This window comes from Pseudomonas agarici (assembly GCF_900109755.1).
Classification (GTDB): domain Bacteria; phylum Pseudomonadota; class Gammaproteobacteria; order Pseudomonadales; family Pseudomonadaceae; genus Aquipseudomonas; species Aquipseudomonas agarici.
In genome coordinates this window covers 47731-72710 of sequence record NZ_FOAR01000009.1, presented here as the reverse complement: position 1 = coordinate 72710, position 24980 = coordinate 47731, and the positions used below count along the sequence as shown (strand labels likewise).

The following is a 24980-nucleotide window of genomic DNA, read 5'->3' as shown; positions in this document are numbered from 1 at the left end:
CATCTATTTGAATTCCAATGCCAATGCGGCACACCAGGCCTCGCCTCGCGAGCCCTGGGACAGCAGACACAACGAACGCCCGCCATTATGCGGGCTAATGGTAATGGTCAGGTCAGGCTTTGGCAAAAAGCCTGCGCCTTTTTCGGGCCACTCCACCAGGCACAGCGCATCGCCGTCAAAATAATCGCGAATGCCCAGGTATTCGAGTTCTTCGGGATCGACCAGGCGATACAGATCGAAATGGTAAGCCCGTATTTCGGCGAACTCATACGGTTCGACGAGGGTAAAAGTCGGACTCTTGACCGCTCCGACATGCCCCAAGCCGCGAATGATGCCGCGCGACAGGGTGGTCTTGCCGGCCCCTAGTTGGCCTTCGAGAAAGATCACACCGACGCCGCCGGTTACTTCGGCAACTTTCCCACCGAACGCCACCATGCTCTCTTCATTCATCAATTGCAGGGTTAGTTCAGACACGGCGATTGCTCCTCCAGCAATTGGCGGATGGTTGGAATCAGATCACTGGCCGCCAGCCCACGACCATTTTTGCCTTGCAGTTCGCCGGCGCGGGCATGCAACCAGACCGCCAGGCAGGCCGCGTCGAATGCGGCCAGGCCTTGGGCCCGCAAGGCACCGATCAGGCCTGCCAGGACATCCCCCAGCCCAGCCGTGGCCATTGCCGGATGGCCGCGCTCACAAACCGACAGTCGTCCATCGGGGGCGGCAATCAGACTGCCGGCGCCCTTGAGCACGCATACCGCCTGGTATTTCTCGACCAGGGCTCGCACGGCGGCGACACGATCGGCCTGCACCTGCGCTGTCGACCAGCCCAACAAGTGCGCGGCCTCGCCGGGGTGCGGGGTGATCACGCAGTCAGCTGGCAGCCACGCCTCCCCCACTGCGAGCAGGTTCAAGGCATCGGCGTCCCAGACCTGCGCCATCGTGGCATTCGCGGCCAGCGACAACAGGCTGCGGCTCCAGGCGAACCGCCCGAGCCCCGGACCGACCACCAGCACCGTGGCCTGCTCGAGCACGCTCATCAGTTGATTGGCCGACTCGACGCCGATCACCATCACTTCCGGCAGACGCGCCAGCGCGGCGGCCACGTGTTCCGGCCGCGTCGCCAGAGAGACCAGCCCCGCGCCACCGCGCAGTGCCGTTTCGGCACCGAGCAGGATCGCCCCGCCGAAACGTCGATCACCACCGATCAACAACACATGCCCGAACTGGCCCTTGTGAGCGTCCGGTTGCCGTGCGGGAAGGCTCGGCAAAGTGGCGAGTGTCAGTGACTGAATATCGGGAAAAGGCGGTTTAGTCGGCGGCATGCGTCGTTCGGCTCTGATGTCTGGCAGAATTATACGCATCAAAGCCTAGGTTTCTCCTGTCTCATGCCTGTAAATAGCGTCGATCTTCCCGCTCTCGCTCAATCCATCAAGCAATGGGGCCGTGAGCTGGGCTTTCAGCAAGTCGGCATCGCGGGCGTCGAGCTGGGCGAGCACGAGCAACACCTGCAACGCTGGCTGGCCGCCGGCTACCAGGGCGACATGGACTATATGGGCGCTCACGGCAGCAAACGCTCGCACCCCGACGAACTGGTACCCGGTACGTTGCGAGTGGTGTCGTTGCGCATGGACTACCTGCCCGGCGACACGCAAATGGCCCAACGTCTGGGGCAGCCGGAAACAGCCTATGTCTCGCGTTACGCCCTGGGCCGCGACTATCACAAGCTGATCCGCAAACGCCTGCAACAACTGGCCGAGCGTATCCAGCAGGTCATCGGCCCGTTTGGCTACCGCGCCTTCGTCGATAGCGCCCCAGTGCTGGAGAAGGCCATCGCCGAGCAGGCCGGGCTCGGCTGGATCGGCAAGAACACCCTGGTGCTCAACCGCAAGGCCGGCAGCTACTTCTTTCTCGGCGAACTATTCCTCGACCTGCCGTTGCCAGTAGATGCTCCCCACGTCACTGAGCATTGCGGGCGCTGCACGGCGTGCCTGGATATCTGTCCGACGGCGGCGTTCGTCGGGCCTTATGTGCTGGATGCGCGGCGCTGCATTTCGTACTTGACCATCGAGTTGAAGACTGCGATCCCGGAGGATTTGCGTCCGTTGATCGGCAACCGGGTGTTCGGCTGCGACGATTGCCAGATCGTCTGCCCATGGAACCGGTTCGCCCGCACGTCCGACGAGGGCGACTTCAAGCCCCGGCACAGCCTGGACAATGCCGGATTGGCCGAACTGTTCCTCTGGGACGAAGAGACCTTTCTGAAAAACACCGAGGGCTCACCGCTGCGCCGGGCCGGTTACGAGCGCTGGCTACGCAACCTGGCGGTCGGCCTGGGCAACGCACCGTCGACGATTGTGGTGCTTGAGGCACTCAACTCCCGCCGGGACTATCCCTCGGAATTGGTCAGGGAACATGTGCAGTGGGCACTGCATCAACATACCGAGCGTGGGACACCGAGTGGCGTGCGCCGCTAATCTCGCGAGTCAGGCAGCAAGCGCAAAACCCGTGACCGAGGCATGCAGATCGATATCGCAACGACGCACCTCCCGTCTCAGCAACAGCAGGACATGGTCTGTCGAGCGCCTCAACGTGACCCGTGCTCCTACCATTCCTGCTCAGGTCCAACCCGGAAACAGGGATATACAATTCTCTGCGCCGTCCAGTCCGAAGCCTGGTATCTCATATTGATTCAGGCTGTAGTCAAACAATAAGCATTGCATACGCCCACCTAGTGGCTCGTGTGGTGAGTTCTATGAGTCCATTTCGGCGCCCTAAATCCCTGGCCTGCGTTGCTGTTCCTCGCTATAGCCCGGCTATGACTCGTCACAGCGCCTTGGCCAGGGACTTATGGCATCCGAACTTGAGCTAACGAACTCACCGTACAGGCCACTAGAACTTCGAAGATTTTTCATATTGTTCGATCAGAGAACCGAGCGAGCCAGAAAAACTCAGATGGGCCAATGTTTTTACATTATAGTCCCTGTCAATCCTCTCCCCCGCTGTCAGCAACCCCTCACGTCGCCACAAGGCGCTGCGCCAAAGACTCAAATCCTTGATCGAGATCATCGGGCCATTCCCCGCTCCTGTTCCCCGGCCAAGCGTCAGAATGACTTCATCGATGGTTTGATCTTTTCTAGATGTCGCTTGATCGGTGGAGGGAGACATCGCATAAGTCAAAGAAGCTTCCAACCCGGTACAAAGATCGCTGTCGGTCCGTGCCGCAAACAAATTGAACGCCTTTCGATCGTCACTCAGGCAGAGCAGCAGGAAACAGGGAAACCCCTTCAAGTCTATGGCCCCACGCTCGTGCCCCTGATGGTCGTTGAAAACCATCTTCTCCTCATAACTCGGGTCTCCATCCGCCGAGCCTGACCTCATTTGCCTTAGAATCTGCACGGAGAACACGGTACTGCTCTCGGGTGCGGAGGTTTTACAGGTGAGAACACCAATATCCGTGCGACGGGTGTAGAGTATTTTTTTATCCTCGTTCAGTTTGAACTGAAGCTGATTCATTGTGTCCTTCAACTGCCCTTTGAGGGCAAAATCGGACGCACTCAACTGCCCGATAAAATTCGCGAGGCTACTCGCCAATGTGCTGCTCTTAATGACGACTGCGAGGTTTGGATCTTTATAATGCGCGCCGGCCACAAAGGGTTCAGCCGGATCGAAACGCTCCACATCCTCAACGATTTTTTTTAAATCAAACCCGTACTTTCGCCTTGAGAAAACAGTTTCTGACTGACTCCATGTGTTAATCAACGAAGCCACCGTCTGGATTTCGACTGACCGTGGGTCTTTTAGCCTCACATCCAACATGAAAGCACTGGAGACACCTCGATCTGCCGAGGGCGTCAAAGAAATAGAACATTTATTCCTGAAGGCATCAAAGCAGAGCCCTCGATCCGCCCCGATGGAGAAGTCAGCGCTTTCCACGGAGTAAAACAGACTGTTATCGAGCGTCCCCCATCTGTTCTTCAGTAGCGGGTAATGAGCGCTTAATCGCTCAAGGGGGAGTTGTCGATACCCAAAGCACTTCAACAGCGCTTTTCTTTCCTCCAGGTAATCTCTGAAATTCCCCTCGCTCTCTGGCCGAGTGTTGCCCACCCAGGCCGCCACTCTCTCCATACGCAAGGAGTGCTGGGCATTTTTTATGTCCAGCGGAATCGTATTGAACTGGAACTCGCCGAAGCCGGAGAAGAAATCTTTGAACGCATCACCGAAATCACCCAGAATATAAGGCGCCTCCCCGGTTTTTTTTGTATTCCAGACTTTGATCGTCGAGAGACCGGCCTGTGTTTCCAACTTGATGACACAGGGATCCTGGTGGGAGAAAATCAGCGGCTCGGTTTTTCCTGAAACCATTCGAGTGGCGACTTTAACCGCGCTTTTATTGCGTCGACTTGCCGATGAAACCTCTCCCTCTTTATTTTCTTCCCAGATTCTAAGCATTAGGTACAACTGATCGTTCAGGCAGACCAGGGTAAAACTGCGGCCTAGCCGATAAGCAAACACCCGTTCACCCGTCGCTCCTTGCCGCTGCTCAACGGTATAATGATCTTCTTTCTCTTCGCCCATCCAGATATTCGGCTTGGCGACAAGACTGGCGGAATCGGCATCATGTACCTGCCAGACGGCGTTGACCGCCGCAAATTCAAACGTGAACGTATAGTCCTTTTCTCCATAAAAAGGACACGCCACTTTATAACGACTTTCATTCATCTCCAATAGCTTGGCTTGCACAGACATCAGGGACTCTCCTTATTCTTTTTCGACAACGTCATATTGTTTGATCTGATCTTTCAGATAGCCCCTCGAGTGTTCATCCTTGGCTACTCTATCGGCCAATTGAGTAAACCCTTGTTGCAGGGCCGGCTCCGGCAAGGCAGATTGATACCGGTAAGCTTCTTCTCGATGACTCAACGCCAACCATCGCAGAGAATCAATCAACTGATCGGCGCTGAAGGTCCCCTCCTCAAGCAATAGCCTGACTCGGCTTTGCGCGGAGCGCGGCCACGCTACGACGCCCTTCAGGCAGATCGTCAGCAGGTAGGTCTCGGCTTCCAGGAAAAAGAACAGGTCGTCGTCCTGTATTTGAGCCGTTCTGAAACTGATGCCGGAAGCAGAGATGAAATGGGTTGCCTCCTTTTTAGTCGACAGGAAGAGGACCTTGTCTCCACCCAACGCGCTGGAAATCTCAATGGTGTTTCTATAACCGTTGGCGATCACACTGTCGGCGCCACCCTGATCGAGGTAAAAAAAGTTCTCGGGCAGATTGCCGACCAGTTGAGTCTCATGCTTGCCGCCATGCAGATAGGCCACCTCTCCACGAGCGATCAGGATATCCAGGCCGTCGTCGCTGGGATAAACAGGCGTATTGGGTTTGCCTAAAATGCTGTTTCGCAATACGTATTCGGTCTTGTCGCTCCAGCGCCGAAGCACTGTTTTCTCACCCAACGTTTCACGGCTGAGATCAACTTGTCGCCGCCAATAAATCTTGCCGTCGTTAGGTGATACTTCCAAGGCATAAAGACGCCCCCTTATCTCGATTTCAAGAAACTCGCCAATCGGCTCTTTCAAGAAATTGACCAGCGTCAATGACCCTTCTTTGAGCGATGCCCGACTGCCCCTCAATCTGGCCAGAACCGCAGGATCCTCGGTTGCTGCCAGTTCCTTTTCCGGATCAACCAACAGCGCCCACTCCAGAACGATACTCCCCCAGCGCTCATCCTCCGGCCCCGGAACCTGGATCACGACGCTCTCCAACTCGACCCCCATGAGTTTCAGGCGGGAGGGCGCCAGCCTCTTCTGGAAGTCTTCTTGCGCGGCGAAATCAAAGACGGTGTGAGAATCCCACATCAGGTAAATCGTGTTGGCTGAACCTCGGCCTTGAACTCGGCTGCGCCCCTGCCCCACATACAGGGTGTTGGAGAAAAGCGGATCGAGCTCATAGATATGGTTGCCTTTCAGGCAAGGAATGTAGGTATAAGGATTGAATTTCCCTTCCACGTTCAGGAAGTACGGAGCATCATAGGTTCCACCGTCAAACTCTCTTTCCGCACGGTAGCTATAAGGTGAAGGAGTTTGCGCAAGGGCCTCTTTTTTCATCCAGATACAGAGCACCAGCATTTCAACTCCACACCACCAAACGGGATCTTCTTCGACTTGGTCTTTTTCCAACCAGCGCGTACTGAACAGCTTTCTTCCCGTTCTAGAATAACCATGTACAGAAACATGCTTCGCTACTGCCTGGGGAAAAGCCGCTCGCATAAGCACATCTTTCGCCATCCGCTCAAAAGAGAAAGGAATAGCCGTATAGGCCAGCACATACTCCTCAAGAAATTCTTCCAGCTTTGCCTCCTGGACCACAGGCGCTATATCCAACTCCTCATAAGGGAGATCCAAACCTTGAGCAATATCTGCAAAGGTCAATTTTCTGTTGAAATAAAAATCAACCTCGGAAAAAAATAGCTGGTCCATGGCGACCGGGGGGAAAGGAGAAATCAGATGGACTCGATAATAACAGACCGAAGGGCCATGCTTTGAGAGACCTTCCTTTAATGGATCCTTGATATCCATTTCAAAATAATAGGGATTTCCTCGGACATCCAGATTGAGTACGCGCGCCGAAGCAGCGTCCTCGACAACCTGCCTGAAGTGGCAGCGACCAACGTAATGTTCCTCGCTCATCGTTTTATAGTCTGAGTCGAGCATCTCATATGAAAAATTAGCGACTTCTGGGGGCCCCTGCTCAAAGTACACTAATCCCTTTATACGTAAAAAAGATTTCTTATCAAGAGAATCGACCGAAGCAAGCGACGCCATATCGATCAACAATCCATGCTCTGTCTTTTTTGCCGCCGTCGAAAGATCAAGATGATGCACGCTGTTATAGGCCACTTCGCTGCCTGACTCATAAAAAACCCTGAATCGAGGAAAAGCTATATTCAAGTACCTGAACAAGTCCCTGCCATTCAACAGATATTTCATCTCCAAAGAATCGAGGGTGTGCGTTTTGTTAATCGCTTTCATATCGATAAGCTGATGGATCGAGGCGCTGACCCTAACCTGCAAGAAATCCTTTTTTTCATCCCCCAAGGAATCTATCCGAGTGCCTCCGCGCGTCGTAATACGATAGGAAAACTGGATTGAACTCAAATCAAAAGCAGACATTGGAGCACTCGAAAGAATAACAAACCCCTTTGATTTGGTGTTTTTTATTTCCTCAAAACTCAGATATCCCGCCGTTGGGTTTGTCGGTTGCCCGTCATACCGGGCAAGCCTGATCTCGTAATTGACAATGGAATCGCCCGGATACCGATCAAGCTCCGCCTCTCTTTCTGCATTGAATACCAGCGCTGTCGAGTCATAGGAACGGCTAGCGGCACTACCCAACATAACCGGCTGGTTATTACCCGGAATAAGCAACTGCGGCAGATCCATTTCCATAACGTTATATAACCGACCTCCATAATAGAGATCAGGGTTCAAGGTTATAGTCTGATTCTGCAGAATAATTTTTAAATTGCTTTCTATGTTTTTCCTTAAAACCAACTCATTGCCTTTGACTTCGCTGACAAAAAAATTGCCTTCCAAAGACACCCGCAGCTTGGCTTGATCACGATCTTCCACGTTAAATGATTGCTTCTTAATGGGAGTCACCCGCGGATCTAGTCGGCTGGTGAGATCATAGTACCGTAGAGAGGTATCCGTCAGAATCAACTCGACTTTATCCAGCCTGGAATCCGTCGCGGCTCCATGACCGGTAATTTTTATTACTTTCCTGTCACTCATCACTTATACTCCCTTAAAAAGTGCTTCAACTTTATTTAAAACTAAACGGAAATCGCAAAACCCGTGACCGAGGCATGCAGATCGATATCGCAACGACGCACCTCTCGCTTCAGCAACAGCAGGGAATGGCCTGTGGAGTTTCTCAACGTAACCCGTGTTCCCTCTCCCACCACCGCCATCACCGGGTGCGTCTCGCCGCTCTTGAACTGGATATAGGCAGGCAGTTGAACCGTCCGTACTACCTGCTCCAACGCGCAATGGCTGTGGCCATTTGTGTTCACCAGGTCGAGCCGAAACGTGCTCTTGCCCTTGAACTTGACGATCTCCAGCGAGGACCGAGATAAGTCCAGTTCCGCCAGCGTCTCGCGATCCTGCCCGGATAGGTCCAGGCTCACTTGCGGCAATTTCTGGAAGACCTCTTGCGGGACGACCAGCTCCGTGCGACTGCCAAAGTTCGAGTCAAAGTCCTTTGACGTCATCACGCTTTTCTTGAACTGCAGGGTATAGGCCGTCTGCGCATGTAGCTTGACCTGATATTTATTCAGGGCCTGTTCCTCTGGCGACTCTCCCGCCGCCCAGCCAAACGGATTGGCCTCTAGTAACAAGTGGGGCGTGGCGCCGAACAGCAGGATCGTCGGGATCGGACCGAAATCCAGCACCTCCAGCCGCGTGCTCGGCGTGGACGGCATGGTCACCATCAGCTTGCGCTCCTGCCCCCGGCGGGCCTCTCGGCGACGCAAGTACCAGCCCCTGTAGACCTGCCGGTTTTTTCCCTGAGTGTTAGCGTCTGACCGGGTATTCAGATCATTGGGACCAAGCCCCAAAGGCGACACCGTATAACCCTTGACGCTGGCGCTCTGGCTGTGCGCACCGATATCCTTGAGCGGATTGGTCTGGTCAGTGTCGTCCGCATCATTGATCATCGGCGTCAGCAGCAGATCGATGCCCTCTTCCCGCAAGCCGGCGAACAACTGATCCGCCGCTTGGCGCATCTGCTGCTGGGTCAGAATACCCGGCAGCGTCGTAGCACCGAACAGATTGCTGAAGAACAGTCCCACCTTCTCGTCCCAGCGGTAGTTCTCCAACTGGGAGAGACTGACGATGGCATTCAAAAGGATGTTCACCACTGCCAAGGCCATGCCCACCAGAATCAGGGCAACCCCGACCCCAGGTACACCGATCAGGATAAATCCCGCCAGGCTCACACCGAACGAAGCCGCATCGATCACCGTCATGGTGATATACAGCGCTTGCTCTTCGACGGTCTTCGCCAACCGCGCGCCTTCAACGTTGCGATACAGGCTGACTGCCGTGAACAGCACATCCAGGGGCAGTAGCACCTTATTCAGCTTGAAGAAGAGATGATCAAGCCGGGGCTGCCAGAGCGCTCGCGACGCGCTGGAGGCCAGGCGCAAGGCCAGTGCCGGCCCCACATCAGTGGTGAAATCAAAGACCCCCTTGACCACCGCCAGCGAATCGCTGGTGGTGAACAGGCTGGATTTAACCGAAGAGAAATCGAGGTGGAAGGGCTGGGTGCGAAAATCCACGAAGACCCCAAAAGCCCCGAGCAGCCGGCTGGAGCCGGCGGCCACGCGGGCGGTAGTCTTCAGAACGACAGGCGATAGCTGTTTTTTTTCGAGACGGGTCTTGGTGCGAGCGAGATTTTCCTGGGTCTCTTGCAGGTTTTTCAGCGAACGCGAGTCGTTGAGAAGCGGCTTCTTCTCCCTCAAGCTGCTTTCCAATCGATCCATGGCTGGAAGGATCTTTGTTTCGTCTCCGCCCTCCAGCAATGCCCTCAGCTCACGTGTCGACACCCCGAACTGCTCGCTACTCAATAGACTTTGCCGCAGGCCAACGTCCACTGTCATCATGTCCGACCGAGGGCTACTCCCTTGAAAGGAATGAAACTCCACCGGAGCAAACTGTATATACGGATAATTTTTGAAAAATTGACGAGCGGCGAAATCGATATCAATGCCGGTCATCGCCCGATAGTCTTCCTTGTCGAGCAGAAAGAGTTTTTTATAAGCGGCCTCATAGCGAGCTTCACTGCTAGGAGCCAAGGAGCTGCACAGTCTGAAGATAAGATCAGTGAAATGCTTTATCTTCGCAGGTCCATGGGGATCGTAGGGGTCAATCAGAATTTTTACTTTTGTCTCATTGTAAATCTGATAACCACCCAGGAAATCGCGGCGATCTCTTGCTGACTTCAAGCTCGCCAGAAAATCTATCACTTTGCGGGTGGTTTCGACATCGCCGAGCGGAAGCAGCTCTGATGGCGCACCGATAGAAGTAATCGCCACTAGCTTGCGGATATCGCTAACCGCCTCGGGGAACGTGTCACTGATCAACTGAGTACATTGGTACATAGCGCTGTTGCGGATATCTATTTTTGTTCGTGTAAATCCCTTGAGAAAGTCGAGCGATGCTCTATTGACATAATAAACATCTGTCGAATACGCGGAAAGCCGCTCCACCTCTAAAACGTGTGTGCTCCTTAAGTAGTCCACATAGGAAAGATAGTTAGAACTGGCGGAATCATAGGACCAATAAAAGTCCTCTCTGATTGCCACTTGAATATCTGAGGAATTATCGATGAGATACCGGAAGGCCTTGAGTACATGCCCTGGAAAAACAAAATGCTGCTCTTGCCATGCGTTCGATCGAGGGCGACCGAGCAACATCTGCGAAGTCAATACCAGCGGCGACCGGGGACTGGAAATAACCATCACATTAGGGATTTTATCTTTTTCAAAAAAAATTATCGCCTTCTCCAGAAGAAGACAAGTAATGTGCATTGCCAGTACCTTAGGAATATAACAAGATTGAAAATTGATCGCTCTCAATCTTCTGAACCCCGTCACGCCATAGGTGGTGAAGATATTGTCATATAGCCACCCTGCAACTTTTTCAGGATGCCCGGACAAACGTCTTTCGATATCATGACCATGAGCCATGACATTGACAATCCCATCAAAATCGACGCCTTGTGCCGCTGCGGCAGAGTATTTTATGGCTAACTCAGTATTACTGATTGAGTAGTCAGCTCCTAACTCCAGGTAGTGACGCCCCCCTGGCCTAAGTATGTTACCCACTGCTCGTTGCCTGAACAGATCAAACTCGGCATGGATATTGACCAGCATCGTTCGCCACGCAGGGGAACCCTCGCTAGGGAGTGTCAGGAGAATTTGTGTCACACGCCGCGCTCTTAATGCACTTAATTGATGAAATCCAGCAAACAGAGCAGGCAGCATCGACCCTAGGTTACTCGAAAGCAAAAAATTGGAAAATTCTTGTCTTGTATTGATGCGCCCTTTCCATCGCGTGTAGTATTTTGAAATCAAAAACATGCTCGCAATGGAATCGGGACTTCTTTGTGCAATCACCTGATAAAGTTTGACATCGGCAACATCGTCACCTACCAGAAGATTTAACGCATGTTCGACAGCACGCTTGCGCCGCTCCCTGATATCTGCGGTCGTGGGACTTACCAGGCTCACGCCCTGAAAACTTCTAACCTTCGCCTGTGCCACCCCAACTTGATAGAGGGAGACCAGGCCTTTCAAAAAATCCAGCTCTGCTTTTTTAGCCCTGAAATTCTCGCCCTCCGGACTGACCATGGCAATAAAATCCTGGATCAACATCAGGTTAACCTGATGCTCGTCAACGGTTCCATCCTTTATCAAGTTCGACTTGAGCTTCACATAAGATGCGGCTAACTCTCCATCCAGATCATTCCATAGAGAAAAAGACGGTACTTCTCGAATGAAATCAAATAAAAAATCATCTCGAAAGCAGGGATAAATAATACGCTGATCATTGGCACCTTGGGTATAAATGGTGCCCAGCGTATAGGCCTTTGCATGTTGGTTGGCACGTATTTCTTTACCTTCCAGATAAAGCTCAGGAAAAACAACTTCATATTTTTCCAGGACCCGTTGAATTTCGCCAAGATAGGCAAGACTGTCGCTGTCTAATGCATCGCCCGATATTTCATAACGATTCCCGACATAGTCAAACAGCAATGTATTCATACAATCACCCCTTCCCGCGTAATAATGCATGGAAGGCGGCCATCAGGGAAAATCGAGTCCAACATCGTAATATCCTTATTACTACTTATGAGTCACAAGGCTACTCGCTGTCCTTTTCAAAAGAAAAACGGAATTTATTGATCAGATACTGCCCGAACGAATCAACAATGAGAGTTAAAAAGGTAGATATATACGCCCACTAAGCCTCGTCATTATAAACAAACTTCGGCATTTCCCAGTGAAAACGAATCGCCAGGAGGCGTAGCAGAAAACCACCGAACAAGGTGATCAAAACCGCCTGCTCACTGGGCAGTTGCCAATAAGTGCACCCCAGAAAACACCAAGCGGCGGCAAAAGACACGCTGGCATAGAGTTCACGGCGGAAGACCAAGGGAATATCGTTGCAGAAAATATCTCGCAACACCCCGCCAAACACCCCGGTGATCACTCCGCTGACCGAAGCCACCATCATACCTTGACCCATTTCCAGGGCGGTCAGGCAGCCGATCAGGGTAAAAGCCACCAGCCCCAGGGCGTCGAGCACCAGAAACAGCGAACGCAAATGACGCATCAGCGGCGCGATGCACACTGTGACCAACGCCGCCACGGAGGTCAGCACCAGGTATTCCGGGTGCTTGACCCAGGTCAACGGATAATGCCCCAACAGCACATCGCGCACCGAACCGCCACCAAGCGCGGTGACGCAGGCAATCAATACCACGCCAAACCAGTCCATGCCACGGCGCCCGGCCGACAGGGCGCCGGTCATGGCTTCGGCGGTAATGGCGACGAGGTAAAGCATCAGCAACATGATGGCGATCCGGGCAGGAGAAGGCCCGCAGTCTACTGGCTTGCGCCGCGCCCCAAAAGAGCGCAGCGCGGTAAGCACCGGTGCGGATCAGAACTTGATGAAGTGCTTGCGGTAATGCTGCAGCTCGGCGATCGACTCGCGGATATCGTCCAGCGCCAGGTGCGTGCTGCCCTTCTGGAAGCTGTCACGCACGTCCGGTGCCCAGCGGGCGGCCAACTCCTTGAGAGTCGAGACATCCAGGTTGCGGTAGTGGAAATAGCTTTCCAGGGCCTTCATATGCCGGGCGAGAAAGCGACGATCCTGGCAGATACTGTTGCCGCAGATCGGCGACTTGCCCTTGGGCACCCACTGTTCCAGGAAGGCGATGGTCCGCGCCTCGGCCTCGGCCATGCCGATGCGGCTTTCGCGCACGCGCTGGGTCAGGCCCGAACCGCCGTGCTGGCGGGTGTTCCACTCATCCATGCCGGCGAGGATTTCATCACTGTGATGGATCGCGATCACCGGGCCTTCGACCAGGGTGTTGAGGTTGCTGTCGGTGACGATCGTCGCCATTTCGATGATGACGTCGGTGTCCGGATTCAGGCCGGTCATCTCCAGGTCAATCCAGATCAGGTTCTGTGGGTTTAGCATGAGTTGGCTCCTCGACATAGCCGCACAGTTTAGCGCAGGCCGCGCTTGCCGGGCGTGCTAAACTCGCGACCGCTCGACCTTCCCCGCCGATTCAACGATACGGAACACCCATGGCCAAACGCCAGCTCAATCGCCGCCAGAACTGGCGCATCGAAAAGATCCAGGGCGAACGCGCCGCACGCGCCGCCAAACGCGAATCCCAGGCGGTAGAAGCGTTGGAGGGCGGCGACCTGGGGGCTGAGCAGACCGGCCTGGTGATCGCTCACTTCGGCGTGCAGGTCGAAGTCGAGGCGTTGGAGGGCGAGCTCAAGGGTCAGGTGTTCCGCTGCCATCTGCGGGCCAACCTGCCGGCGCTGGTGACCGGCGACCAGGTGGTCTGGCGCGCCGGCAACCAGGGCATCGGCGTGATCGTCGCGCAACTGCCGCGCACCACCGAACTCAAGCGTCCGGACAGCCGCGGCCTGCTCAAGCCGGTGGCGGCCAACGTCGACATGATCGTCATCGTCTTCGCGCCGCTACCCGAGCCCCATGCCAACCTGATCGACCGTTATCTGGTGGCCGCCGAACATGCCGGCATCCGACCGTTGCTGCTGTTGAACAAGTTCGACCTGATCGACGAGCACAACGCGGCGGCGCTGAATGCGCTGCTGACCGTCTATCGGCAATTGGGTTATCCCTTGCTGGAGGTCTCGGCCCACCAGGGCAACGGCATGGAACAACTGCAACACCAACTGGACGGGCGCATCAGCGTGTTCGTCGGCCAGTCCGGGGTCGGCAAATCCTCGCTGGTCAACAGCCTGCTACCCGAGGTAGACACCCGCGTCGGCCCACTCTCCGAACTGTCCGGCCAAGGCACCCATACCACCACCACCGCGCGGTTGTTCCATTTCCCAGGAGGCGGTGAGCTGATCGACTCTCCGGGGATTCGCGAATTCGGCCTGGGACATGTCAGCCGCGCCGACGTCGAAGCCGGTTTTATCGAGTTCAACGACCTGATCGGCACCTGCCGCTTCCGCGACTGTAAACATGATCGCGAACCCGGCTGCGCTCTGCTCAAAGCCCTGGAAGATGGCCGCGTGCAACAGCAGCGAATGAATAGTTACCGCTCGATCATTGCCAGCTTGCCGCAAGAAGGCTACTGAGCGACTACCGATACCTCGTGGAGGACGCTCTTGTGGCTTCGCTCATGAGCCGGCCTTGGGTTGGCCCGGCTCATCCATTTTCAGCACTCCGTCCTCGAAGATATTCAACCGTTGTCGCACCTCATGGGCGGGCAGCGGTTGCTTGTCCGCCGGCAGCGCATTCGGGTCGACAGGCACTTCGCCCGGCGCGCCCTGGCCCGGAGTCGGGACCGGCGCGGGCTTGCCATCATCGCTGCCCTGCTCACCTTCAATGGCCTTCTGGGCTTTCTTGGTCAGCACCACGATATCGATGCGACGGTTGACTGGATTGAGCGGATTGGCTTTGTCGAACAACGACGACGAGGCATAACCCACCACTCGCGCCACTTGCGTGTCCGGATAAGTACCCGCCACCAGGGCACGACGGGCAGCATTGGCGCGGCTGGCCGACAGCTCCCAATTGCCGAAGTCGCCCGTGCCGGAGTACGGCTTGGCATCGGTGTGACCGCTGATGCTGATCTTGTTCGGTACCGCCTTGATGGTGTCGGCCATGGCCAGCAGGATGTCTTCGAAGTAAGGCTTCAGGCGTGCGCTACCGGAATCGAACATCGGCCGGTTTTCGGCGTCCATGATCTGGATGCGCAGGCCGTCCGGGGTGATCTCGAACTGGATCTGCTCCTTGAATTTTTGCAGTTCCGGGCTCTCGTCGACCTTTTTATGCAGCTCCCGTAGCAGCAACTCCAGGCGCTCCCTTTCCAGCTGTTCGGCCATGCTCTCGACTTGATCGGTGTCGACGATGATCTTGTCCGGTTGCGGCTGGGACTTGACCTCTGGGTTGAGGGTCTGGTCCGGTGCCAGCACTGGTGAACCGCCGAGGTCAATGATGTAGGGCGTACCGCTCTCGGAGAAACCGATCGGGTCCTTGAAATAGCCGGCGATGGCGATCTTCTGTTCCGGGGTGGCCGTGGACAGCAGCCACAGCACTAGGAAGAATGCCATCATCGCCGTGGCGAAGTCGGCGAAGGCGATTTTCCAGGAACCGCCATGATGCCTGCCGGCAAAGCGCTTGACGCGCTTGATAATGATCGGCTGATTGTTTTCCATGACTCAGCGACCGCGAACCGCTTGTTCCAGCTCGGCGAAGCTGGGACGGTGCTGCGGATACAGAACCTTGCGCCCGAACTCCACCGCCAGCGAAGGCGGCATGCCGGAGGCCGAGGCCACCAGGGACGCCTTGATCGCTTCATAGATATTCAGTTCTTCCCTGGCGTCATGGGACAACGAGGTCGCCAGCGGGCCAAAGAAGCCATACGCCGCGAGAATACCGAAGAAGGTACCCACCAGCGCCGCACCCACGTGCAGGCCGATGGACTTTTGGTCGCCCTCGCCCAGGGAAGCCATGGTCACCACGATCCCCAGTACCGCCGCGACGATACCGAAGCCGGGCATGGCGTCGGCGATGCCGTTCACTGCATGGGAAGGATGCTCCAGCTCTTCCTTGAGGCTGAACAGCTCCATGTCGAACAACCCTTCCAATTCATGGGGCGCCATGTTGCCGGAGGACATGATGCGCAGGTAATCGCAGATGTAGGCGGTCATACGCTCGTCCTTGAGCACTGCCGGATACTTGGCGAAGATCGGGCTGGCAGCGGCTTCTTCAATATCGCCTTCAATCGCCATCATGCCTTCACGGCGGCTCTTGTTGAGAATTTCGTAGATCAACCCCAACACCTCGAGATAGAAGGTGTGGGTAAAGCGCGAACTGAACATGCCCAGGGACTTCTTGACCACGTGCAGGGTCATGTAGCCGGGGTTGGCCTGCAGGAACGCACCAAAGGCGGCCCCCCCGATAATCATCACCTCGAAGGGCTGGATCAGGGCGGCAATCTTGCCATGGGAGAGCACGTACCCGCCGAGTACGCTCGCGAATACGACGATGATGCCGATAATTTTAGCCATAGGGTCAGAGCACTTACTGAGTCGGGTTCAAGGTCACATTCGGAAGTTAATCAATCTCTTCTTCTCCTTATCGGCGAATCTGCGCCAGACTATAGCCAGTCCAGGCGAAAAATCAGCAAGCAAGCCGCGCAATACCTCGCGCCGACGCCGTTACACCGCCTGCCAGGCCCGTTCCGGGCGTGTTAACCGTGATGATGATCGCGCTCGATTATGGCCAATGAAACGACTGTCTCCAGCTCAACGCCAAGCACCCTGCAAGGCTGGATGAAGCTGTTGCAAGCTGTATGCTTGCCTGTCCCCCTGGACAGTCACGACCGCGTCTGCCGGGCGATCCGCGACCGCCACAGTTCGCTGCGTGACATCGCCGAGCTGATGCAGGACAGCCCCGCGCTGGCGCTGAGCGTGATCTGCGAAGCCAACCAGCACACCCATGGCAGCATGACCGAGCCGGCCGAGAGCCTTGAGGTGGCGATCAATCGCCTGGGCCTCAAGCGCACCGAGGAGTTGCTCGAACGCCTGCCTACGCGACCGTCGGAGGACATCCCGGCAGCCCTGCGGCAAATACAGCTGATCAGCCAGCATGCCAGCCAGCAGGCCAATGGCCTGTTCGCCGCACGCCTGGCGCGACTCTGGCAGGATATCCATTGGGGCAGCCTGCTGTTTCTCGCGCCCCTGTGGCCGCTGGCGATGACTCACCCGAAGCTACTCGAGGACTGGGAGTTACGGGTACTGCACAAACACCAGCCAGCCGCCGGCGTCGAACTGCAATTGTTCGGCATCCGCCTGCTGGAGTTGTGCCAGGGGCTGGCCGATGCCTGGCGCTTGCCGGTCTGGGTGAGCCAGGGCTATCAGTTGCTGCTCAGCGAACCGCGCACGCTGGCCAAGGTGCTGCATATCGCCCGCGACAGCAGTGACCGGCTGCGCCAGCAACAGCGGCTGGATGCCGATCCGGCCCTGCGCCGCTGGCTGAACCAGCCGGCCAATACCATCCTGCTGGCCAACGGCCTGGCCCTCGCGGCGCAGCAGGCCTGGAACAGCCCGCACTGCCTGCGCTGGCAGCTCCTGTCGAGCCTTTACCTGCAACAGCCGCTGGAGCACTTACAACAACAGATCCACCAGCAGGCAGCCCAGAGTGCCAATCAGCATTCGATGGAGGATCTCTGGCACCCGGCCCAAGCGCTGATCTGGCCCTGGCATGTCCGGCGCGTGCATGCCAGCCTGCTACCGGCCTCAGCCCCCAGCTCCGAGGCGCTGGGCATCTGGCGCCAGCACTGTGCGCAACTGCTGGCCGAGCCCGTGCGTTTGAGCAACGCCATGCACTTGACCACGGTGGCCCGCGACGCACTGGTTGCCTGCGGCATGCGCCGCACGATGATCCTGATGGCCGACCGCAGCCACAGCGCGCTGCGGGTCAATCAGATCGCCGGCTTGCCGAAGGAAGCCGCCAACCTGATCTTCCAGGTGGGCCAGCACATCGTTTTGCAGCGCCTGCTCAGCCAACCGGCACAGATTCGTCTGACGCCGGTCAACAATGCCCGGTTTTCCGCCCTCCTGCCCGGCAACCTGCGGGTCCTGTTTGCGGGGGAACACTTGTTGTTGCGCTCTTTGAGCAACAATGGCCGGGTGATCATGCTGATCATGGCCGACCAGGGAGGCGGGCCGCTCTCGGAAATCACTGTGCAAGCTTTCGGTAAAACCGCACAGTGTATCGAGAGGGCGCTGCAGGCCTTTACCCACCGCAGAGCCTGAAGCTTGCGCTACAATCTTCCCCTTTTGCGTTCAGGAGACCTCACATGCCTGACTTCTCTGGCTTGCCGCTGGTGATTGAGCCCAGCGACTTGTTGCCGCGCCTCACCACTCCCGAACTGATCCTGGTGGACCTGACCAGCAGTGCCCGTTATGCCAACGGGCATATTCCCGGCGCGCGCTTCGTCGACCCCAAACGCACCCAACTGGGCCAGCCGCCGGCACCGGGACTATTGCCGCCAAAGGCAGCGCTCGAAGCGCTGTTCGGCGAACTGGGCCACAACCCGGAGGCGATCTACGTGGTCTACGACGATGAGGGCGGCGGTTGGGCCGGACGTTTTATCTGGCTGCTGGATGTCATCGGCCACAGTCGCTACCACTACCTCGACGGCGGCCTCCTATCATGGCTAGCCGAAAGCCTGCCACTGTCCACCGACGCCCCGGCGGCAGCCGGCGGCCCGCAGCCCCTGACCCTGCACAACGAGCCGAGCGCTACCTGCGACTACCTGCAATCGCGCCTGGGCGCCGCCGATCTGGCGATCTGGGATGCCCGCAGCCCACAGGAGTATCGCGGCGAAAAAACTCTCGCCGCCAAGGGCGGGCATATCCCTGGCGCGGTGAATTTCGAATGGACCGCCGGCATGGACCCAACCCGTAACCTGCGCATCCGCAAGGACATGCCGGAGATTCTTGATCGCCTGGGGATCACCCCGGACAAAGAAGTCATCACCCACTGCCAGACCCATCACCGTTCCGGCTTCACCTATCTGGTGGCCAAGGCGCTCGGTTATCCGCGCGTCAAAGGTTATGCCGGCTCCTGGGGCGAATGGGGCAACCACCCCGACACCCCCGTAGAGATTTGAGATTTCCAAGGACCCCTGATGAAAAAGTGTTTGTTCATCCTCAGCCAGTACCTGTTGCCCCACCACCTGCTGTCGCGCCTGGCCGGCTGTATCGCCGAATGCCGCGTGCGCTGGTTCAAGAATGCCTTCACTGCCTGGTTTGCCAGACGCTACCAGGTGGACATGTCCCAGGCGCTGGTGGAAGACCTGACCGCCTACGAGCACTTCAACGCCTTCTTCACCCGTGCCCTGAAGGAAGGAGCACGGCCCCTGGACCAGACGCCGGGAGCGATCCTCTGTCCGGCAGACGGTGCCGTCAGCCAACTGGGCCCTATCGAACATGGTCGGGTATTCCAGGCCAAGGGCCACAGCTACAGCGTCCTTGAGCTGTTAGGCGGCGATGCCAGTGTCGCAGCGCCGTTCATGGGCGGTAACTTCGCGACGATCTACCTGTCGCCCAAGGACTACCATCGGGTACACATGCCACTGGCCGGCACCTTGCGGGAAATGGTCTACGTGCCTGGCCGGATCTTCTCGGTCAACCAGACCACCGCCGAAAACGTCCCGGAACTGTTCGCCCGCAACGAGCGTGTGGTCTGTCTGTTCGATACCGAACGTGGCCCGATGGCCGTGGTGCTGGTCGGCGCGATGATCGTCGCCTCGATCGAAACCGTCTGGGCCGGACTGGTGACGCCACCCAAGCGCGAACGCAAGAGCGTGCGTTATGACGAAGCCGCCCGCGCACCGATCCACTTGGAAAAGGGTGCGGAGTTGGGACGTTTCAAACTGGGCTCCACGGCCATCGTGCTGTTCGGTCCCGATCAGGTGCAATGGGCCGAAGACCTGGTGGCCGGCTCTCCCGTCACCATGGGCCAGGGGCTGGGCTTGCCGGCAGGCGCCTGAAAACTTCGACGAGCTCGCGGGAACGACTAAACTCGCACCTGACGGGGTGCGCGTAGCGGACAATCGGGCGCATGCCAATCCGCCCGACGAAGCTGCATTCACCCCGTATTGCTGTTAGAGTTGCAACATCATATTGCCACCATCTTACGGTCACCCCGCCAACGGATGGCGCACGTTGTTTCTTTGCTGGAGCTGGCCCGTTACATGAGCAATCCGAGCCCCGATCTGTTGTTGCGCGCCCCGACGCCCACGCAGTTGAGCTTGTCATTCTGCGATGGAACACCACGCGATCTGAAGCGTTGGATCGCCGAGCTGCCCAAAGCTAATCTCGGCGAGACCGCGCGCTTGCTGTATCAAGGGCTAGGTGAGCTCAACCAGTTGCTCACTCCTAGCGAAAACCGCCTGCAGTTGCTCGAACAGATGCGTCCCGAGGTGTATTACGTCTGCAAGCACCTGGAGCGCCACTTCCTCAATCAGTCCATCGTCCTTGATGAGCGCCCACGCAAGATCGCCAACCTTTGCCAGGCCCTGCAAAACCACCTGGCCATCGGTTACAAGCAGATCGCGATGCGCGTCGCCTCGCGCTTTCGCAAGAGCCGCGCGGCGCTGCTGACCCTGGCCATACAACGGGCCCTGCATTGTCTGAACGGTCCGCTGATCCGAGCCAGTCAACTCTATAGCCCGATACCGCAAAGCCTGTGGCTCGACGTCCACCAGTTGTACCAGTTGGCCATCGCCCATCAGGTGCAGGGCAACCCGGTACGAGACGAACTGGCCAGCCAGACCCCGTCCCTGACTATCGAGCAGACTTATATTGTCGCGTTGTTGCTGGGCTGTTCGCGTAGCAACCAGATGCGTCAGGGTAATATCGCCCGCCTGGCGCAGGTCCTCGAACCCTGGAGCGCGCTAGTCACACTCCAGGGCGCAGGGCTGGCTTCATGCCTCTTCGCTGTTGCTCCGCAAGCCGGTGAGCCACCGCGATATACCTCGCTGTTGCTCGACGAACAACGGCCGGGTCTGGTAGGCATCAACACCCTGCAACTGGTCAAGGCCATAAAGGACTACCTCGAACTACCCGCCGACCAACGCGCCGAGTCGCCTCTGCCGGTGCCTGGGGGGCTGAGCCTGGACACCCTGCAACACCTTAGCGCCGCCTGGGGCGAAGAGGCCGAGCGCACCTTCCAGCGCACGCCGAGCCAGGGAGAACTGACCTTGTGTATCGGCATGAGCGCCCTGCACTACTACCTGGGCGGGCAACGCTCCTTCAGCGAGATCCTCAAACGCCCGGACGCCAGCCGCCCGGCGCATTTCGCCGCGCAACGGGCCGACAGCAGCGAAAAGGACAATTGGGCTCTTGCCTTCGATGCCGAGCGCCACGGCAGTGCGGATACCCTGCTGCCCTACGAGGAAATCCAGTATCACCCCACGCAGGCCCAGATCAACCAAGCGGCGGCCAACAGTGCCGAAGACTTTCCGATTTTCAGCTTACAGATCATCAACCACAGTCCCAGTGGCTATTGCCTGGTGTGGCCCAAGGAAGTGCCCGACCAGTTACAGGCGGGAGAACTGGTCGGCCTCCAGGATTCGACGGCTCGAGGCTGGAGCGTCGCGGTGGTACGCTGGATTCGCCAGGTGCGCGGCGGCACGCAGATGGGGATCGAACTGATAGCGCCGCATGCCCAACCCTGTGGCCTGCAACTGGTGCGCGGTAACGAAGAGAACAGCCACTACCTGCGTGCCCTGTTGTTGCCGGAAATCAACGCCATCGGAGTTCCCGCAACGCTGCTGACACCGCGCCTGCCGTTCCAGGAAGGCCACAAGGTGACGATCAATACCAATGGCGACGAACACCGCGGTAGGCTGAACAAACGCTTGATCAGCACCGGCGGTTTCAATCAGTTCGAATATCGACTGCTCGATCAGCCGGTAGCGATCGGCAACGAATGGGCGACGAGCGGCACAACGGGACACGAAGAAGATTTCGGTTCGCTGTGGAAAACGCTTTAAGCTCCGATCATGCCCACGCCTCGCACGGGAATGATCGCAGCCTTAACTAGTTCTGCCCTTCGCGATCGCGCAACCCCAGCAGGTACAGCACTCCATCCAGTCCCAGGGTGGAGATCGCCTGCTGGGCCGACTGCCTGACCAGCGGCTTGGCCCGGAATGCCACGCCCAACCCGGCAATCGCCAGCATCGGCAAGTCGTTGGCGCCATCACCGACCGCAATGGTCTGCTCCAGGCATAGGCCCTCCTTGTGGGCCAGTTCGCGCAGCAGGTCCGCCTTACGCTGGGCATCGACGATCGGCTCGATAGCAACCCCGGTACATTTGCCATCCACTACTTCCAGCTCATTGGCAAACACGTAGTCGATACCCAGTTTTGCCTGCAACTGTCGGGCAAAATAGGTAAAGCCGCCTGAGAGGATCGCGGTCTTGTAACCCAGGCGCTTCAACTCGGCGAACAAGGTCTCGGCCCCTTCGGTCAAGCGTAGCGAAGCACCAATCGAATCCAGCACGCTCACATCCAGCCCCTTGAGCAGCGCCAGACGCTCCTTGAAGCTGGCGCGAAAATCCAGTTCACCAGCCATCGCCCGCTCGGTGATCGCCGACACCTGCTCACCCACGCCCGCCGCCTTGGCCAACTCGTCGATGACTTCGGCCTCGATCAGCGTCGAGTCCATGTCGAACACCGCCAAGCGCCGATTGCGCCGAAACAGCGAGTCTTCCTGAAAGGCGATGTCGACATTCAGCTCCTGAGCCACGCCGAGGAATTCGGCGCGCAGCGCCTGCGCATCGAGCGGCTCGCCGCGTACCGAGAACTCGATGCAACCCTTGCCCCGGTCAACCGGAGCGTCCAGCAGCAGGCGCCCGGACAGGCGGTCGATGTGCTCGATGTTCAGTCCGTAGCGCGCGGTGATCGAACTCACTCTTTGCAACTGCTCGGCCGTGACCTTGCGGGTCAGCAGGGTAACGATATGGCGCCGCTGGCCCTGGCCGTCGACCCAATGTTGGTAATCGACTGGCGACACCGAGGTGAAGCGCACCTGCTGGTCGAGCGCGTGGGCGGTGAACAGAATATCCGCGAGCACCGACGAGGCCGGCTCGGTGCTCGGGATTTCAACCAGGATGCCAAACGACAACGTGTCGTGGATAACCGCCTGACCGATGTCGAGAATGTTCACACCACCGTGTGCCAGCACGCCGGTAATGGCCGCCGTGAGACCCGGACGATCCCTGCCGGTGATGTTAATCAGGACGATTTCGCGCAAAGCGCACCCCCGTTGCTTAAAAAAGTCGCATTCTACGCACTTTCAGTGACCATCGGCACCGTCAGCGCTTTGCCGGCCTAGGGCCTCTCGCTATACTGCGCGTCAACTTCACGGACAAAAGAGCCGCGCTCAGTGAACCGGCCCACGCCAGTCAAAACCGATAACTTCTTCCTGCTGATCTTCCGGGCATTGCGTCATCGCCGTGTACCGCTTGCATTGCGTATCGCCAGCCACAACGTGATTCTTGTCGCGCTGGCGCTGGTCATCTACGCGTGCGTGATGGGATTGCAGTTCAAGGAAGCCATGCACCAGCAGGCCGATGCCCTTGGGCAGAGCCTGACCACTCAGACCGCCACATCGGCGACCGAGCTGCTGGTGTCCAACGACATTCTCAGCCTCAACGTGCTGCTCAACAACCTGACGAAAAACCCGCTGGTGGCCCACGCGGCGATCTACAGCGTCGATAACCGGATCCTCGCCGAGGCCGGCCAACGGCCCAAAAGCGGCCTGTTGGGGGAGACCGAAGGGGTCTACCAGACCAAGATCACCTTCCAGGAGATGACCGCCGGTAACCTGCGGATCAGTCTGGACATGGCCCAGTTCCAGCAGCCAATGACCATCAGTCTACAAAGCATGGGGATTCTCAGTGCGATCCTGCTGGCATTGGCCCTGGCCTTGAGCCTGCGCCTGGGACGGCATATCTCCACGCCGTTGCTGCAACTGCGGGTCTGGTTGCGGGACATGGACGAACACACCCCGGCCACTCAGCGCCAGGACGAAATCGGCGACCTCGCCCGCCAACTGCATTCGCGCTTTGCCCCGGTCAAGCCGGAACCCGAGCCCGAAGCGCCCATCGACTACGACGAGGGCGACTACGATCAAGAGCCCGATGAGCCGGCCTTTCAGGTCCGCAACCTGCGTGACCCGAGCTTCGACGAAAGCGCCACGGTGCCGCTGCCCAAGCCAGCATCGCGGCCTATCGTCAGCGCTACCGAAGACGATCTGGACCTGGACGAAGAAGATCCGTTCGCCGACCTGCGGGAAAGTCCGCCCGGTGCCATGGCCGCTGCGCCAAGGCCCCAGCCATCAGCCCCCGCGCAACCCCGGCACAGCGCCGTGCTCGCGGTACAACTGGGCGCCCAGGATCAGCTACGTCGCCTGCCACGCACGCGCCTGACCGAATTGCTGGAACGTTATCGCGACTGCCTGGACCAGGCTGCCTCGCTGTACCAGAGCGAACTGCATACCTTGAATGACGGCAGTACGCTGATGCTGTTCCATAGCGAGGACAGCGGCGACGACTACCTGACCAATGCCATCTGCTGTGGTGAATTGCTCAGGGCGCTGGGTCACCAGTTACAGATCGAAGTCGCCGACAGTGGCATCACCCTGCAACTGCAGTTGGGCCTGACCTTGGGTGACGAGCTGTTCGGCATGAGCCAGATCGACTTGCTGCTGACCGAAACCGCGCAGGATGCCCTGGCGCTGTCACAGCACAGCCGCAACCTGCTGCTGGTGGAGCGCCAGATCAGCGACGACCCACTGATCCGCCAGCGCGCACGTATCCGTCCGATTGCCAGCCCTGAAGGTGCGTGCTGCGTGGAACGCTTGATGGAGCCTTATCCGTCGATGCTCGAACGCCAACTGGCGCGGATGCATGAAACGCGAGCCTGAGTGCCGCGACCAATCGTGAACAATCTGGCGTTTATTCACCTTGTTCTGTGATCAAGGATGAGTAAACCCAGCAACTCTGCTAGGCCATTAACCAGCCCAGGGTGAAAAACTCGGCCAGCACTGGCACGAGGCATAAGATTATCCATCAGCAATGTTTGGCGCCGCGTGGTCTGGTGGCGAGCAGACTTGTCCGAACGCCAC

At 57.6% G+C, this 24980-nt stretch carries 17 protein-coding genes; 7 read left to right on the top strand and 10 right to left on the bottom strand.

What is annotated here, in order from left to right; genetic code table 11:
* Window positions 1-3: 3 nt before the first annotated feature.
* Together tsaE and BMX68_RS10600 are read right to left on the bottom strand one after the other, a co-directional pair.
* Entirely contained in the window at window positions 4-474 is a 471-nt protein-coding gene (gene tsaE, locus BMX68_RS10605; RefSeq protein WP_026013327.1) for a tRNA (adenosine(37)-N6)-threonylcarbamoyltransferase complex ATPase subunit type 1 TsaE, read from the bottom strand.
* Entirely contained in the window at window positions 462-1322 is an 861-nt protein-coding gene (locus BMX68_RS10600) for an NAD(P)H-hydrate dehydratase (RefSeq protein WP_026013328.1), read from the bottom strand. The genes tsaE and BMX68_RS10600 overlap by 13 nt, the downstream gene beginning before the upstream one ends.
* Before the next feature lie 63 nt (window positions 1323-1385).
* On the opposite strand from BMX68_RS10600, the gene queG reads away from it, so the two are divergent.
* Window positions 1386-2474, top strand: a complete 1089-nt coding sequence (gene queG / locus BMX68_RS10595; protein WP_017133333.1) for a tRNA epoxyqueuosine(34) reductase QueG — start codon at window positions 1386-1388, stop codon at window positions 2472-2474.
* Between the two features lie 415 nt (window positions 2475-2889).
* Here the strand turns inward: queG and BMX68_RS10590 are convergent, their stop codons facing one another.
* The 5 genes from BMX68_RS10590 to orn form a co-directional block, all read right to left on the bottom strand.
* Window positions 2890-4746, bottom strand: a complete 1857-nt coding sequence (locus tag BMX68_RS10590; RefSeq protein WP_074862137.1) for a hypothetical protein — start codon at window positions 4744-4746, stop codon at window positions 2890-2892.
* A 12-nt stretch (window positions 4747-4758) separates the two neighbouring features.
* A complete protein-coding gene (locus tag BMX68_RS10585) occupies window positions 4759-7791 on the bottom strand; it encodes a hypothetical protein (protein WP_017133335.1) in 3033 nt (1010 codons plus the stop codon).
* Window positions 7792-7832: 41 nt separating this feature from the next.
* A complete protein-coding gene (locus BMX68_RS10580) occupies window positions 7833-11825 on the bottom strand; it encodes a hypothetical protein (protein ID WP_248672855.1) in 3993 nt (1330 codons plus the stop codon).
* Between the two features lie 199 nt (window positions 11826-12024).
* Window positions 12025-12639: a trimeric intracellular cation channel family protein gene (locus BMX68_RS10575; protein WP_176986863.1), complete on the bottom strand. Its 615-nt coding sequence runs from the start codon at window positions 12637-12639 to the stop codon at window positions 12025-12027.
* Between the two features lie 84 nt (window positions 12640-12723).
* Window positions 12724-13266: an oligoribonuclease gene (gene orn / locus BMX68_RS10570; RefSeq protein ID WP_074862133.1), complete on the bottom strand. Its 543-nt coding sequence runs from the start codon at window positions 13264-13266 to the stop codon at window positions 12724-12726.
* 110 nt (window positions 13267-13376) lie between these two features.
* Between orn and rsgA the strand changes: the two genes are divergently transcribed.
* On the top strand, window positions 13377-14408 hold the full coding sequence (rsgA, locus tag BMX68_RS10565) for a small ribosomal subunit biogenesis GTPase RsgA (RefSeq protein WP_017133339.1): 1032 nt from the start codon (window positions 13377-13379) through the stop codon (window positions 14406-14408).
* 42 nt (window positions 14409-14450) lie between these two features.
* Here rsgA and motB read toward each other — a convergent pair whose 3' ends face one another.
* A complete protein-coding gene (gene motB, locus BMX68_RS10560) occupies window positions 14451-15491 on the bottom strand; it encodes a flagellar motor protein MotB (protein WP_017133340.1) in 1041 nt (346 codons plus the stop codon).
* A gap of 3 nt (window positions 15492-15494) precedes the next feature.
* On the bottom strand, window positions 15495-16346 hold the full coding sequence (gene motA / locus BMX68_RS10555; protein WP_017133341.1) for a flagellar motor stator protein MotA: 852 nt from the start codon (window positions 16344-16346) through the stop codon (window positions 15495-15497).
* 210 nt (window positions 16347-16556) lie between these two features.
* On the opposite strand from motA, the gene BMX68_RS10550 reads away from it, so the two are divergent.
* The 4 genes from BMX68_RS10550 to BMX68_RS10535 all read left to right on the top strand — a co-directional run bounded on the left by BMX68_RS10550 (window position 16557) and on the right by BMX68_RS10535 (window position 21844).
* Window positions 16557-18095 carry an HDOD domain-containing protein gene (locus BMX68_RS10550; RefSeq protein WP_017133342.1) on the top strand — a complete coding sequence of 513 codons (1539 nt, stop codon included), beginning with the start codon at window positions 16557-16559 and terminating at the stop codon, window positions 18093-18095.
* A gap of 44 nt (window positions 18096-18139) precedes the next feature.
* A complete protein-coding gene (rhdA, locus tag BMX68_RS10545) occupies window positions 18140-18955 on the top strand; it encodes a thiosulfate sulfurtransferase (protein WP_017133343.1) in 816 nt (271 codons plus the stop codon).
* A gap of 18 nt (window positions 18956-18973) precedes the next feature.
* On the top strand, window positions 18974-19837 hold the full coding sequence (asd, locus tag BMX68_RS10540; RefSeq protein WP_017133344.1) for an archaetidylserine decarboxylase: 864 nt from the start codon (window positions 18974-18976) through the stop codon (window positions 19835-19837).
* A gap of 204 nt (window positions 19838-20041) precedes the next feature.
* Window positions 20042-21844, top strand: a complete 1803-nt coding sequence (locus tag BMX68_RS10535; RefSeq protein ID WP_017133345.1) for a cyclic-di-GMP receptor FimW-related protein — start codon at window positions 20042-20044, stop codon at window positions 21842-21844.
* A gap of 46 nt (window positions 21845-21890) precedes the next feature.
* On the opposite strand, the gene serB is transcribed toward BMX68_RS10535, so the two are convergent.
* Window positions 21891-23105, bottom strand: a complete 1215-nt coding sequence (gene serB, locus BMX68_RS10530) for a phosphoserine phosphatase SerB (RefSeq protein WP_017133346.1) — start codon at window positions 23103-23105, stop codon at window positions 21891-21893.
* A gap of 132 nt (window positions 23106-23237) precedes the next feature.
* Between serB and BMX68_RS10525 the strand changes: the two genes are divergently transcribed.
* Complete coding sequence (locus BMX68_RS10525) at window positions 23238-24779, top strand: AhpA/YtjB family protein (protein ID WP_017133347.1); 1542 nt, start codon at window positions 23238-23240, stop codon at window positions 24777-24779.
* Window positions 24780-24980: the final 201 nt, after the last annotated feature.

Coding starts and splice junctions, on each gene's coding strand:
- BMX68_RS10580 (WP_248672855.1), bottom strand. CDS start 11,825: ATGAATACATTGCTGTTTGACTATGTCGGGAATCGTTATGAAATATCG.
- asd (WP_017133344.1), top strand. CDS start 18,974: ATGAAAAAGTGTTTGTTCATCCTCAGCCAGTACCTGTTGCCCCACCAC.
- BMX68_RS10600 (WP_026013328.1), bottom strand. CDS start 1,322: ATGCCGCCGACTAAACCGCCTTTTCCCGATATTCAGTCACTGACACTC.
- motA (WP_017133341.1), bottom strand. CDS start 16,346: ATGGCTAAAATTATCGGCATCATCGTCGTATTCGCGAGCGTACTCGGC.
- rhdA (WP_017133343.1), top strand. CDS start 18,140: ATGCCTGACTTCTCTGGCTTGCCGCTGGTGATTGAGCCCAGCGACTTG.
- BMX68_RS10535 (WP_017133345.1), top strand. CDS start 20,042: ATGAGCAATCCGAGCCCCGATCTGTTGTTGCGCGCCCCGACGCCCACG.
- rsgA (WP_017133339.1), top strand. CDS start 13,377: ATGGCCAAACGCCAGCTCAATCGCCGCCAGAACTGGCGCATCGAAAAG.
- BMX68_RS10550 (WP_017133342.1), top strand. CDS start 16,557: ATGGCCAATGAAACGACTGTCTCCAGCTCAACGCCAAGCACCCTGCAA.
- BMX68_RS10590 (WP_074862137.1), bottom strand. CDS start 4,746: ATGTCTGTGCAAGCCAAGCTATTGGAGATGAATGAAAGTCGTTATAAA.
- motB (WP_017133340.1), bottom strand. CDS start 15,491: ATGGAAAACAATCAGCCGATCATTATCAAGCGCGTCAAGCGCTTTGCC.
- queG (WP_017133333.1), top strand. CDS start 1,386: ATGCCTGTAAATAGCGTCGATCTTCCCGCTCTCGCTCAATCCATCAAG.
- orn (WP_074862133.1), bottom strand. CDS start 13,266: ATGCTAAACCCACAGAACCTGATCTGGATTGACCTGGAGATGACCGGC.
- BMX68_RS10585 (WP_017133335.1), bottom strand. CDS start 7,791: ATGAGTGACAGGAAAGTAATAAAAATTACCGGTCATGGAGCCGCGACG.